Below are 13,168 nucleotides of genomic sequence, written 5' to 3' on the forward strand. Positions count from 1 at the left end.
CATGGGTATGAAAAATAATAAGTTACTCTCAGCCTTGGTTATTGCCTGTGCCGTATCCTTTGCTACCGTATCTGTAAGCGGCTGTGCCTCAGGTTCAACAGAGACTGTTTCCACACAGGTTTCAGCAACAAATGCCAATCAGGTGAAAAAAGCTCTGCTCGAGGCTCTGCATGAGCGTGACTTTACTACTAAAATTGTATCAGATGGTGTGATTGAGGCTACCTATGCCAGAGGCGATCACAGTGTAACTGTTAATGTACTCTATACAGCCAATAACTTTGATATAGTCTATGTCACATCAACCAACCTTAAAGCTGAAAACGGCAAGATCCATAGAAACTATAACAGATGGATCAATAACGTAAGAAAAGATACACAGAAGCTGTTAAATAAAGCTCAGTAATTTCAAACATTAAATAAAATCATTCTATAGAGTCCATATACATGAGTTATTACACAAGTGATGATTTAAGTGCTTTTGATGCTATATCTTATGCACAGAAAATAACATTCAGTCCGGTTTTATTTCAGGTGGCTTTTTGTATACGAGAGTTTGGTATTTTAGGACTGCTTGATAAAAACGGCAAACGTGGCGCCACACTAGAAGATCTGATGGAAGTCAGCAAACTTCAAAGATATTCTGTAAATGTACTTATGGATATGGCTCTGTCTGGAGGTATAGCCTATCAGGATGAGTCTGAAAGATACTATATAACCAAGGCAGGTCAGTATCTACAGAATGATGAAATGACAATAGCCAATTTAAACTTTATCAAATATGTATGCTATCAGGGGCTTGATTATCTATACGAATCCTTAAAGAACAACAAACCAGAGGGGCTTAAGGTCCTAGGTCCATGGGAGACAATTTATCCTGGATTGTCTTCTCTTAATGACAAGGCCAAAAAAGCATGGTTTGCCTTTGATCATCTGTATTCAGATGTTGCTGTTAAAAAAGCCATTGAGTATGTATTTTCTCAAAAGGTTGGTCATCTGTATGATCTTGGTGGCAATACAGGAAAGTTTTCAATTGCATGTACTGCCTATGATAAAGATGTACATGTAACCATTCTTGATCTTAAAGAGCAGATAGCTTTAGCAAAAGATAATATCAAAGAGCACTCTTTAGAGAACAGGGTTTCATTTAAAGAGGTTAATGTTTTAAATGAAACTCTAGATTTCCCAACTGGTGCAGACGTCTGGTGGATGAGTCAGTTTTTAGACTGCTTTGACGAGGACAAGGTTGTACATATTCTACGCTCTGTAGCCTCTGTTATAGATAATGACTGCAGGGTATGTATTCTTGAGCCTTTTAATGACAATCAGAAATTTGAGGCTGCAGCCTATTCTATAAATGCATCTTCTTTATATTTTACAACCATGGCCAATGGTAAAAGTAAGTTCTTCTCTCTAAAACAGTTCTTAAAGATTTTAGACAGAGCAGGACTTGCTGTGCATCAGAGTGTTGAAAATCTGGGGCTTGGCCATACTCTGCTTATCTGTAAAAAGAAATAAGAAAATCGGTCTATTGCCAGAGCGCAGGCTTAAAGAGCCTGCATATTAAGCTGACGTATGCCTTTACTTTAGAAAAAATAAAAAAAGAAGAACTATTAACTGAGCTTATACAGGAGGGCTGCGCTTATTTATCTGCTGCACAAAGGGCAGATGGTGTGCGCGGATTTGTCTATGAAGTTTGCATTTGATATAAAGGATATGGATATCATCGCTCCTGGCATTGATGATATTAATTCTTTTTATGAAGACATAGAGCACTTTGATGAGACACAGGTTGTTGCTAAAAGTAAATTAATTGCCATGATGACAGCAAGGCGCCTTACTATAGGTACACGTCTTGCCTGCGAGGTTGCCATCAGGCTTTTAAATTTGCACAGTGATGTTAATAGCGTGGTTTTTGCCTCAAGACATGGTGAACTTGTGCGCAATTATTCAATATTAAGTGCAATAGCCTCCAATAATGATGTTTCTCCTACAGAGTTTGCTACATCAGTGCATAACAGCGCTGTAGGTCACTTTACAATACTTACACAAAAGCAGATCGTTTCATCATCTGTAAGTGCAGGCTACGATTCTTTTGTGCAGGGACTTATAGAAACACTATCAACTATACAAAAAGGTCAAAAAGCCATCTTTGTAGATTTTGATGGTGCAGTACCTGAGTTTTATAACGATGAAATTGGTAATGTATCAAGTTTCTCCTATGCTGCAGGCTTTATTATTGAGCCTGGTGAGAGTATAACCATAAGCTCAACAGACATGATCAACCCTACAGTAACAGACAATACAAAAGCCCTGCCTCAGTCTTTTGAGTTTTTAAAGAATATAAAAAATCATAACCCTTTTATGCTGGAGGGTAACAGCTATATGTGGCAGGTACAATGTAATGTATAAACAGCTGTATCGCATCTATAGGGTTATAGTAACCGCTCTATTATTTATAGTCTTTGGATTGGGCGGTCTGTTTCTTGCTCTTATTGTCTTTAATCTTATATCTCTTGTAATAAGAGATAATGACAGAAGAATCTATCTATCACGTTATATAACAGCCCTGTCATTTAGATTTTTTCTGTCCTTAAGCAGTTTTTTACATATCATAAAACTCGATTTGTCAGACTTTGATGTCTCAAATCTGCCTAAATCATGTGTAATAGTGGCCAATCACCCAACTCTTTTAGATTATGTAATTTTAGCCTCGGTTTTTTACCGCAGTAATTTTGTGGTCAAAGAGGAAGTTCTGTCCAATGTCTTTTTAAAAGGTGTGGCCAAGGCTTCTGGCTATATAGCCAATTCAGAGCACAGATCTCTTATGGATAAGGCTATTAAAATAATACATGAAGGACAGTCTCTGATTATCTTTCCTGAGGGAACAAGAAGCAGATCAAGGGAGAATCTGAAGCTAAAAAGAGGAGCTGCCAATATAGCTGTCAGGGCAGGCTGTGATGTGCAGGTGGTATATCTTACCTGCTCAGAGCCATTTTTAGATAAAACCCACAGCTGGCATCATATTCCATCACAATGTCCTGAATATAGACTGCGTCTTGGCAATCTGATCAATATGGATGATTTTATACAATCAAATTCACAACACTCTGAGCCTTCAATTCTGGCAAGGATACTAACTAATGTCTTGGCTGTAGAGATGGTCAAGGCATATGCACAATGGAGATAAAATGGAAAATTTATATAAAGAAGTTAAAGAGCTGATTATTGAGTGTCTCAATCTTGAGGATATGACTGCTGATGATATTGATACTCAGGCACCTTTATTCAATGATGGTTTAGGTCTTGACAGTATAGATGCTCTTGAAATAGGTCTGGCTATAAAAAACAAATACAACATTATATTGTCATCTGATAATGAGGAGATGAAAAAGTATTTCTTCTCAGTAAAGACCTTGGCCGAGTTTATTGACAGCAACAAAAAGTAATTTAAAAGGAAAATAAAAATGCAAAAAGATGAGATCTTAAAGCGCATGCAGGAAATGATGGAAGAGCTTTTTGACATAGAAAAGGAAAAGGTTACTTTAGATGCCAAGCTCTATGAGGATCTGGATTTAGACAGTATTGATGCCATTGATCTTGTAGTACAGATTCAAAAAGAAACTAAAATAAAGGTACAGCCTGAAGATTTTAAAAATGTACGCACAGTAGCTGATGTGGTTGACGCTGTATACAAGCTGACATCAAATGAGTCTAAGTAGACAGATTAAAACTGTTTTTATTGTTATAAGTATCCTAGCTTTTATAGCATATCCATTTTTAGTCTATTATGGTATTGAAAGTGGATATGTTGGCTTAGTGCTTGTTTTTTTAGTAGCAGTCTCACTAATCAGAGTAGTACTATACAAAGGCTCAGCATCGCCGCTCAGATATAGCGTTGTATTTACAATGCTTACTGTAGTGGCTATAGCCATATTGTCATCCTTCTTTAAAAGATATGATCTGCTGCTTTATTATCCAGTGGCTGTAAATATCATATTTTTTACCATATTTTTTACATCTTTATTTTCTACTCCGATTATTGAGCGTTTTGCCCTTATGGTGCATAAGGAGCTTGATGCAAAAGCAAAAAGATACGTCTACTATGTAACTGTAGTATGGATTGTCTTCTTTGTGCTAAATGGACTTACCGCTTTGTATTTTGCTCTGTACGATATAAAGATGTGGACACTGTGGTGCGGTTTTTTGTCATATATAGCCATGGGTGTGTTGGGAGCCGTTGAGTACGGTATCAGAAAGGTGGTACAGAAACTGTGAATATAATAGGTTTTGATAGGTGGCTTACAGTTCCAAGACAGTTGTGTATAGACCATAAAAAGATACAGACTACATCTGATCTTAAAACTTATATACAGCAGATCTTAACCTATGTAAAAAATAAAGATGCTGTCAAAGTTGCCATATATTTTGACAATACCTATAACTTTATAGCAGCTTTTTATGCTCTTGTGCTTCTTGATCTTAAACCTTTGCTCTTAAGTTATGTAAAGGATAAGTTTTTAGAGGAAAATCTTAACGGTTATGATCTGATCCTGACTGATAATGACCTTGGTTATAAAAGGGCGGTCAATGTAAGAGACATAAAGTGCGAAGACATGGACCTATTGGATGTTGATTTTACAGATTTACATTTAAATGACAGATGCTTTTATCTTCAGACCTCAGGCAGTACACAAAATCCAAAGCTTATTTTAAAAAGTATAGAGCAGATGGATGCAGAGAGTGCCACTCTTATCACTATGCTTAAGAGCTGCTACAGTACAGCACAAAAGGGGTTTAAATCTTCAGATACGTCCATTATGTTGGGCTCTGTCTTTCCAAATCATATGTACGGCCTGACCTTCAGGGTCTTTTTGTGCATGAATCTTGGTTTGTTCTTTGATGCATCTTTAATTCACTACAGCGAAGAGCTTTTAAAATATAAAAACAAGAATATTGTTTTTATCTCATCACCAGCTTTTTTAAAACGTCTAGATCCTGCCTTTGACTACAGAAGTATAGTCCATACCTTTTCAGCAGGAGGGGCTATTGATAAAGAGGTGGCTAAAGCCTATCAGAGTAAAAGCGGCAGTCATATAACAGAAATATACGGCAGCAGCGAGACTGGTGTCATTGCTTATAAAAGTCATCCTGACTTATCTATGTTCAGGCTTTTTGATGGTGTTGAGATAGTAAAGTCTGATGAGAGCTTTATTTTAAGCTCCAAGATGGCAGGTAGCAATATAGTGCTTGATGATGTTCTTGATTTTGTCAGCAAGACTGATTTTGCCATACTCGGCCGCAAAGATAGAATTGTAAAAATAGAAGAGAAAAGAATATCTATATCTTTGATTGAGCGATATATATCAGAGCTTGAGGCTGTGTGTGAAAATAAGGTTGTAGTTCTAAACAGAAAAGGCAGAGATATTCTTGGGGTTGTAGTTGTAGCTGCAGATAAAAATATAGAGCGTAAAGAGCTTTTATCACAGATCAAGGATTATTTAAGATCAAGAGTTGATAATATTGCTATACCAAGAATGATACGCATTATTGATGGTTTTAAGCACAATACTATGGGTAAGATCTTAAATGCAGATCTTCTGGAGTTGTTTAATGAATAGAATTGACTGTTTTGATGTAAAAAAAGAGTTTAATGCTGCAGATGGCGAAACTATTTTAGAGTGCATCATCCATGTAGACAGCTCTTTAGATTATTTCAAGGGGCACTTTAATGAAATTGCTCTGCTGCCAGGTGTGGTACAGCTGCATTTTTTAAACTCCATATTACAAAAATCATTTGAAAACTATGGCGGTATAGGCAAGATTGCTGTACTTAAAAATTTAAAACCTGTTATTCCAAATGACACTATAAAGTATGTTATTAAAGTAAAAGGCAAGACAGTAAACTTTGCAATTTATAAAGAGTCTTTACAAAAGAGTCTGTGCGTAACCGAGGGCAGACTTTCTATATGCTAGATAATACAAACTATAGACTGTGTATTGTTATTCCCTGCTACAATCAGGGATCACTGCTGTCTGATACTCTGTTGCGTATTAAAAGATATAATCTTACAACCTATGTAGTTGATGATGGCAGCTCTTTGCAGTCTAAAGCTTATCTTAAGGATATTCCCTTTGATAATGAAAGTCTCATCCTTATAGATGAGAGTGAAAATCAAGGCAAAGGTATGGCTTTGCTTATAGGCTTTAAAAGAGCCATGCAGGATGGCTTTACCCACGCTCTGCAGGTTGATGCCGACGGTCAACATGAGCTTGAGATTATAGACAGTTTTATAAAACTCTCAGCCTCACATCCTGACTGTCTTATATCTGGCACCCCTGTCTATGATGCAAGCATACCTAAATCAAGGCTGTATGGAAGGTATATAACAGATTTCTGGGTATGCATAGAAACTCTGTCAAGGTGTTTAAAGGACAGCATGTGCGGTCTTAGGATATATCCATTAAAGGCAGCTCTTAAAGCCTATGAAAAGATATATAACTATAGAATGTCCTTTGATACAGAGATCATGGTGCGCATGTATTTTGAAGGAGTTGACAGTCTGTTTATAGACACCAAGGTTACCTATCCTGAAAATGGCATATCAAACTTTAGAGTGTTCAAGGACAATCTTGCCATCTCTATGATGCACACCAGGCTCGTGCTATATATGCTAACTCATCTACCATCTGTGATTAAAAGACGTTCTGGTTCAGACTGGAGTAAAAAGTCTGAGGTTAAGGGCGCATTTATGCTGCGTCTGTCTTTAAAGCTCTATTCTGTATTCGGCAGAAAGTTTTTTAATATGCTCGTGCCTTTGGTTATAAGCTTTTACTATATGTTTGCTAGCGAAAAAAGAAAATACTCTTTAGAGTATATAAATACTCTAAAGAGCTATGCAGATACTAAAGGTATAAAGCTTGAGAATAAAGAGAGCATAACGGCATTTAACCATTTTATTTACTTTGCTCTTTATCTTGTCGATAAAATTGCAGCTTTTAGAAATGAGCTCAGGCTTGATCGGGATGTCTTTTTTACCAAAGGTTCATTTGAGGCCTTTGAGGTAGATGACAACGAGGGTAAGATTATTCTAGGCTCGCATCTTGGCGAGATTGAAGTGTTGCGTGCCATAGTGCAAAAGACGAAAACCAAGGTAATAAATGCCTTAATTTATACCAAAGGCTCGCAGCAGTATCAGAAAGTTCTAAAGGATCTGGCACCAGACAGCTGTCTTAATATTATTGCTGTGGATGACTTTGGTCCACAGACAGCCATGCTTATAGACAGTCTGATTAAAAAAGGTGAGTATGTGGCCATACTTGCAGACAGAGTAGGCGTACATGATGACAAAGCCAGGGTTTCACGAGTGCATGAGTGCTCTTTTTTAGGCAAAAAGGCTGTTTTCCCACAAGGCCCTTTTATACTTGCATCGCTGCTCAGATGCAAGGTTATTACCCTTTTTGCTTTGCGCGAGGGGCAGAGAATAAATATCTATGCCAGACGCTTTGCTAAGAGAATCAATAGAAAGCAAAAAGATGGCAGCAGTGCCATAGAGGGCTATATTGAACAGTATGTGCAAATTCTAGAAGAGCACACTTTAAAGGCCCCTTTGAACTTTTTTAACTTTTATGATTTCTGGAAACAAGATGAGAAAAATTAAATCTGATAATTACAGATATAAAAGTGAAGTAATCATAAAACCCTCATTTTATGATTTTGACCCTATGCGTGTCTTGTGGCATGGTAATTATCTCAAACTCTTTGAGACAGCAAGAGAGAAACTTTTAGAGAAGATAGGCTATACCTATGTGGATATGTTAAAGGAGGGTTATGCCTTTCCTATAGTTGAGGCTAATGTCAAATACAGAGACTATACGCAGTATGGAGACTGTCTTTGTGTCATAGCCTTTATTTATGAAACCGAGTGTCTGCTAAAAATAGGCTATGAGGTTTATGATGATAAAAAAGTAAAGTTAAAGGCTACAGGATATACACATCAGGTCTGTTGCACTCTGTCTGACAATGAGGTTTTATTTGTACTGCCAGATAGTGTAAAAAGCCACTTTACAGAAGATTTAATGCTCTAGTCTGAGGTGTATATGAGTTATATATTAAGATTACTGACTGTACTGTATCTTATTTTGTTTGCACTGCCTTCATTTGCACTGACTATGGATGAGATATCTACAAAATTCAGATCTCAGAAAATTGTACATTCTGAATTTATTATGACAAAGCATATTGCATCCATATCCAAGCCTCTTGTCAGCAAAGGAACCATGCTTGCAAGTCTGCAGCATGGCATAGTGTGGGCACAGTCTGTACCTTTTGCCATGCGTTTTATTATGCAAAATGACAAAATGGTGCAGATAGTAAATAACAACAAACCTGTAGTGATAACAGCTAAAAGCTCACCACAGATGTTTCATTTCAACTCTCTTCTGCAGTCTTTGTTTGTTGCCGATAAGGCAGTAATTGAAAAGAATTTTGCCGTTGACTTTAAAAGCGAGGGGAAGAGCTTTTCAATAGATTTAAAACCTCTTATATCTCCTTTAGATAAAGTTTTCTCCAAAATAGTGATACACGGATCTGACTTTATTGACTCTATAAGACTTGAAGATACTCAGGGAGACAGCACAGAAGTTAAGTTTGTAAATCAAAAGAGTCTTGATAGTTTAAAAGGTTACGATGAGCTCTTTAACTATTAGAAAGTACAAGGTTTTTGTAGTATTTATTGCAGCTGTTTTTCTATGCCTGCTCTATCTTGCAGGCTCATCACCATTGAAAATAAACAGCTCTGTTCTTGCCATGCTGCCAAGCTCAAGTCTGTCAACTCAGTCAGAGAGTGTAAATGACGCTTTTTTACAGAGAATAGACAAACAGCTTATCTTTCTTTTAAAGACCAAAGACATGGGTACTAACGATGTTGATGCCTTTGTAGCAAAGATTGTAGATACGGGATTTATCGACACTGTAAAATATAAGGTAAGCAAGAGCGAGCAGCAGGAGTATGCAAAATTTTTCTATACCTACAAAAACGCTCTAATAGATCATGTCTCTCAACAGAAGCTTGAACATGGTGGTCAAAGTTATGCTGAGTTTATTCTCTCAGAGCTCTATTCTGGTTTTTCCATGTTGGGAGGTCAGGAGCTTAAAAATGATCCTCTGCTTTTAATCCGGTCAAGAGTTAAAAACCTAAGTGGCATGAACTCAAAAATTCAGATAAGACAAGATTATCTTACTGTAAATGATGCTGCTGGTGATACTTACTACTTTATTCATGCAACCCATAATCTTGGCTCTTTTGATACAAAGCAGTCAGAGCGTTTTGTGCTTACACTTAATGATATTTTCAGTAAGTTTGATAATAAAGGCTGCACTGTTTTATACAGAGGTGCTATTTTCTACAGCTATGATGCAGCAAGACTTGCGCAGGATGATGTTTTTAAATTAGGACTTTTAACTGTAGCACTTATCTTTGTGCTTATATTTGCTGTCTACAGATCTATTTATCCTCTACTTTTGACTTTAAGCTCTATTGCTTTTGGAGCACTTGTAGGTTTTACAATAACCTATTCAATCTTTGGACAGATTCACCTTTTAACCATAGTTATGTCCATAAGTATAATTGGTATTTCTGCTGATTATTCAATCTATTATGCAACACAGAGATTTATCAATGAAAACAGTGACACCCCTCAAATGAGTGCTATAAGAATAAGAAAAACTCTGTTTTTTGCTCTTTCAACCATTGTTGTGTCATATCTGATTTTAATGATTGCCCCTTTTTCAAGTATCAGGCAGTTATCATTATTTGCAGCCTCAGGTCTTATAGGATCATGTCTTGTGGCTGTGTATCTTGGACCATATATATGCGCAAGAGTAAGACATAAAGACATTACCTTCACCTTAGTATTGAATTATTTAAAGCTTTTTGAAAAAAGACCCTTTGTTATAACTCTTTTTGTTATAACTCTTATGTTATGTACCATTGGTCTTTCAAGAGTGCAGATCAATGATGATGTGTCTGCTCTGCAGAAACTGCCAGATAATCTTGTGGCCATGGAAAAGAAGATTACAGCTTTAACAGGCCAGAGAACTGATCAGAAATTAATCATGATAAGTGCTGCAGATGATGAGCAACTGCTTATAAACTATGAAAAAGTGCACAATAAGCTGCAGGATTTTACTGACAAAGGTATTATCTCAGGTTTTATCTCCTTCCCAGTACGCTCTCTTGCAGCTCAAAGGCACAATATAGAGCTTGTAAAATCAGTAAAAGATGAAGTTTTAAAGGCTCTTAATGAAATTGGTATGAGTGATATCAATTACAGTACTGAGCTAAAGCCTTTGTATATAGAAGACTTTTTAAAATCATCTGCTTCGTATGGCTTTGACATGATGTATATGGGACTTGATGATGTAAAAGCTCTTGTCATTCCTGTATATGATGTAACCGACAGTAAGGCAGTATCAGATCTGCAAAAGAGCTATGACTTTTTATCCTATATAGACAGAAAAGACAGTCTTGAAAAGCTTTTTGGTTTTTACAGAACCGTAATTTCATATCTTATAGTTCTGGCACTTATCTGCATGTTTGCAGTAAGTATATTTAAACTTGGCTTTAAAGATGCTCTGAGATCTTTTGCAGTAACCTTAATATCATTGCTCTGCGCTTTAGCATCAACAGGTATTTTAGGTTATCAGTTAAATCTGTTTTCAACACTGGCTCTGGTGCTGGTCATTGGAATAGGCATCAACTACATTGCCTTTTTCACCAATTTTAAAACTACAGCCAAAGTGGCTTTTGTCAGTTCCACACTTGCTATGCTGACAACCATATTCACTCTTGGTATTCTGGTTTTTTCGCATACGAGCGCCATTGCAGGTTTTGGTCTTGTGTTGACAACAGGTGTTATTGCCAATTATATTTTTGCTCCATTTGCTAGAGTTAATAAAAATGTTTAAATATTTATCTGTGTTAGGTCTGCTGGTTTTATGTTCCTGTTCTAGCACACACAATATGCAAGTAAAACAGAGCTATTTTAATCTTACTGATAAGATACAGCTTGAGCTTGTAGACTTTGAGCCTGATATAAAACTGGATTTTACTCAGCTTTTAACCATAAGTTACGGCTCTGAGCAGCAGTCGCTTATAGCTGTGGTACTCTCAGATGAAAAAGAGCTTAAACTTGTTGGTCTTAGCACTATGGGCATTAAACTTTTTTCTGCCTCCTATGATAAAAATACTATTGAGATTACAAAACATATTCCTATAGACAAAATACCACCTGCAACACAGGTACTATCTGATATCTTTTTTGCCTTTTATCCAAAAGAGCTTCTTGATAGAAAGCTTGGTATGGGTGTTTATATAGAAGATACTGACACTATGCGTGAGATAAAGGATAAAGATGGCAGTGTGATTGAGAGAATACACTACATAAATGATGGCAATAAGAGACTTGCAAGTAAAATAGAGCATCTTGTTTTTAAATATACAATAGACATACAGTATCTGGAGGGCATTTAAAAATGGTTTACGTTAATGCCTATGATTTTATTTGCTCTCTTGGCAATGACAAAGAGAGCATTGCAGCCTCATTACATAATACACAACAGTGTTTTCTGACCGAGGATAATAGCTATCTTACCAATAATCTAAGCTCCTATTTTGGCAAAATAAACTGCAATCTAGATAAGCTTGAAGGTATTTATGCCAGGCATAACAGCCGCAACAACAGACTGCTAGCTTATCTTGCCTCAAGAAATATGGAGCTTATTGAGCACTACAAAACACAGTATGGTACGGATCGTATAGCTGTAATTATGGGAACATCAACATCAGGTCTTGATGAGGCCTACAGCTATGTGAAAAACAAAAAAGAGAGTGTTGAGGATAACAATTATCACTATTTTATGCAGGAGCTTGGTGACCCATCACGCTTTTTACAGCTTTATTTAGGTCTTAGTGGTATAGCCTATACCATATCCACAGCCTGCTCATCATCGGCCAGATCCATTATCTCCGGTGCTAAATTAATTTTAAACAATATGTGTGATGTGGCTATTGTAGGCGGAGCTGACACTTTATGTAAGATGCCTATCAATGGTTTTAATTCAATGGGGCTTTTGAGCTATAAGCCATGCTGTCCTTTTGATGAGAAAAGAGATGGCATCAATATAGGTGAGGGGGCAGGTCTTATCATACTCTCGCGCCATGAAAGTCATTTAAAGCTTACAGGTACAGGTCAAAGCTCTGATGCCTATCACCTTTCATCTCCTCACATAGATGGCGTTGGTGCTAAAAAAGCTATAGAGATGGCACTGTCTGAGGCTAAAGTACAGGCACAGGATATTGGATATATCTGCGCTCATGGAACAGCCACCAAGGTAAATGATGAGATTGAAAGCAAGGTTTATTATGATCTTTTCAAAGATGAGGTCAGGGTCAGTTCAATAAAACACATGACAGGGCATACTTTAGGAGCTGCAGGAGTCATAGGAGCTTGTGTAAGCCTTCTTCTTTTAGACAAGGATCTGTGTCTGCCATCCCATATGCAAAGTGATTTCTGTCGCGATCCGTCCCTTGCGCCCATAGATATTGTACAAAGTAGAGTAAAATTGGAGAAAAAGAGGATTTTATCCAATGCTTTTGCCTTTGGCGGTAATAATGCCTCATTGATTTTTGAAGGTGATATGTAATGCATGACTTTCTGGATATAGTTAATTATTTACCACACAGAGAGCCAATGATGCTTCTTGACAGAATGGTGGACGTTGATGAAGTATCCTGCACCTGTTGTGTAAAAGTTGCACAGGGTGGCGTGCTGTCATTATTTTTAGATGAGAACAATGATCTGCCATGTTACATAGCTATAGAGCTTATTGCTCAGACTATAGGTGTATTTTCAGGCTATCATCTGTTGCAAAACAACAAGCCAGTAGGTCTTGGTATGATTCTTGGCGGCAGATCTATAGAATTTAAGCGCCCTGTTTTTGCCTGTGGCAGTGAGCTTGTCATAAGAGTTGAAAAACTGATGGATGACAGCCGCTTTGCAAGTTTCAGCGGTGTTGTGATTATAGATAATGAGGTTGTGTGTGAGGGTAGAGTAAATACCTTTAAAGCAGAACTTGATGAGATAAAGAATTTGGTTAAAGAGGCTTAAA

The 13,168-nt window shown here is 37.0% G+C and carries 16 protein-coding genes; all 16 read left to right on the plus strand.

What is annotated here, in order from left to right:
• Positions 1 to 7 precede the first annotated feature (7 nt).
• Positions 8 to 403: a hypothetical protein gene (locus tag DRZ93_RS12460; protein ID WP_113743330.1), complete on the plus strand. Its 396-nt coding sequence runs from the start codon at positions 8 to 10 to the stop codon at positions 401 to 403.
• A 41-nt stretch (positions 404 to 444) separates the two neighbouring features.
• A complete protein-coding gene (locus tag DRZ93_RS12465; RefSeq protein WP_113743329.1) occupies positions 445 to 1,515 on the plus strand; it encodes a methyltransferase in 1,071 nt (356 codons plus the stop codon).
• A gap of 171 nt (positions 1,516 to 1,686) precedes the next feature.
• On the plus strand, positions 1,687 to 2,409 hold the full coding sequence (locus tag DRZ93_RS12470; protein WP_172458241.1) for a beta-ketoacyl synthase chain length factor: 723 nt from the start codon (positions 1,687 to 1,689) through the stop codon (positions 2,407 to 2,409).
• Positions 2,402 to 3,187: a lysophospholipid acyltransferase family protein gene (locus DRZ93_RS12475; protein ID WP_113743327.1), complete on the plus strand. Its 786-nt coding sequence runs from the start codon at positions 2,402 to 2,404 to the stop codon at positions 3,185 to 3,187. The genes DRZ93_RS12470 and DRZ93_RS12475 overlap by 8 nt, the downstream gene beginning before the upstream one ends.
• 1 nt (position 3,188) lies before the next feature.
• Complete coding sequence (locus DRZ93_RS12480; protein ID WP_113743326.1) at positions 3,189 to 3,446, plus strand: phosphopantetheine-binding protein; 258 nt, start codon at positions 3,189 to 3,191, stop codon at positions 3,444 to 3,446.
• 18 nt (positions 3,447 to 3,464) lie between these two features.
• A complete protein-coding gene (locus tag DRZ93_RS12485) occupies positions 3,465 to 3,719 on the plus strand; it encodes an acyl carrier protein (protein ID WP_172458243.1) in 255 nt (84 codons plus the stop codon).
• Positions 3,706 to 4,275, plus strand: coding sequence for a COG4648 family protein (locus tag DRZ93_RS12490; protein ID WP_113746701.1), 570 nt, complete (start codon positions 3,706 to 3,708; stop codon positions 4,273 to 4,275). The genes DRZ93_RS12485 and DRZ93_RS12490 overlap by 14 nt, the downstream gene beginning before the upstream one ends.
• Positions 4,272 to 5,618 carry an AMP-binding protein gene (locus DRZ93_RS12495; RefSeq protein ID WP_113743323.1) on the plus strand — a complete coding sequence of 449 codons (1,347 nt, stop codon included), beginning with the start codon at positions 4,272 to 4,274 and terminating at the stop codon, positions 5,616 to 5,618. The genes DRZ93_RS12490 and DRZ93_RS12495 overlap by 4 nt, the downstream gene beginning before the upstream one ends.
• Positions 5,611 to 5,973, plus strand: coding sequence for an ApeI family dehydratase (locus DRZ93_RS12500; RefSeq protein WP_113746702.1), 363 nt, complete (start codon positions 5,611 to 5,613; stop codon positions 5,971 to 5,973). Before DRZ93_RS12495 ends, DRZ93_RS12500 begins: the two co-directional genes overlap by 8 nt.
• Complete coding sequence (locus DRZ93_RS12505) at positions 5,967 to 7,658, plus strand: glycosyltransferase family 2 protein (RefSeq protein WP_113743321.1); 1,692 nt, start codon at positions 5,967 to 5,969, stop codon at positions 7,656 to 7,658. Before DRZ93_RS12500 ends, DRZ93_RS12505 begins: the two co-directional genes overlap by 7 nt.
• Complete coding sequence (locus tag DRZ93_RS12510) at positions 7,645 to 8,085, plus strand: acyl-CoA thioesterase (RefSeq protein ID WP_172458245.1); 441 nt, start codon at positions 7,645 to 7,647, stop codon at positions 8,083 to 8,085. Before DRZ93_RS12505 ends, DRZ93_RS12510 begins: the two co-directional genes overlap by 14 nt.
• Before the next feature lie 12 nt (positions 8,086 to 8,097).
• Positions 8,098 to 8,706 carry an outer membrane lipoprotein carrier protein LolA gene (locus DRZ93_RS12515; RefSeq protein ID WP_113743319.1) on the plus strand — a complete coding sequence of 203 codons (609 nt, stop codon included), beginning with the start codon at positions 8,098 to 8,100 and terminating at the stop codon, positions 8,704 to 8,706.
• Positions 8,687 to 10,966, plus strand: coding sequence for an MMPL family transporter (locus tag DRZ93_RS12520; RefSeq protein ID WP_113746703.1), 2,280 nt, complete (start codon positions 8,687 to 8,689; stop codon positions 10,964 to 10,966). Before DRZ93_RS12515 ends, DRZ93_RS12520 begins: the two co-directional genes overlap by 20 nt.
• A gap of 55 nt (positions 10,967 to 11,021) precedes the next feature.
• On the plus strand, positions 11,022 to 11,531 hold the full coding sequence (locus DRZ93_RS12525; protein ID WP_172458247.1) for a DUF3261 domain-containing protein: 510 nt from the start codon (positions 11,022 to 11,024) through the stop codon (positions 11,529 to 11,531).
• A 2-nt stretch (positions 11,532 to 11,533) separates the two neighbouring features.
• On the plus strand, positions 11,534 to 12,703 hold the full coding sequence (locus tag DRZ93_RS12530; protein WP_113743316.1) for a beta-ketoacyl-ACP synthase: 1,170 nt from the start codon (positions 11,534 to 11,536) through the stop codon (positions 12,701 to 12,703).
• Positions 12,703 to 13,167: a hotdog family protein gene (locus DRZ93_RS12535; RefSeq protein ID WP_113743315.1), complete on the plus strand. Its 465-nt coding sequence runs from the start codon at positions 12,703 to 12,705 to the stop codon at positions 13,165 to 13,167. The genes DRZ93_RS12530 and DRZ93_RS12535 overlap by 1 nt, the downstream gene beginning before the upstream one ends.
• Position 13,168: the final 1 nt, after the last annotated feature.

Origin of the sequence: Anaerobiospirillum thomasii (genome assembly GCF_900445255.1) — a bacterium.
Lineage (GTDB): Bacteria > Pseudomonadota > Gammaproteobacteria > Enterobacterales > Succinivibrionaceae > Anaerobiospirillum_A > Anaerobiospirillum_A thomasii.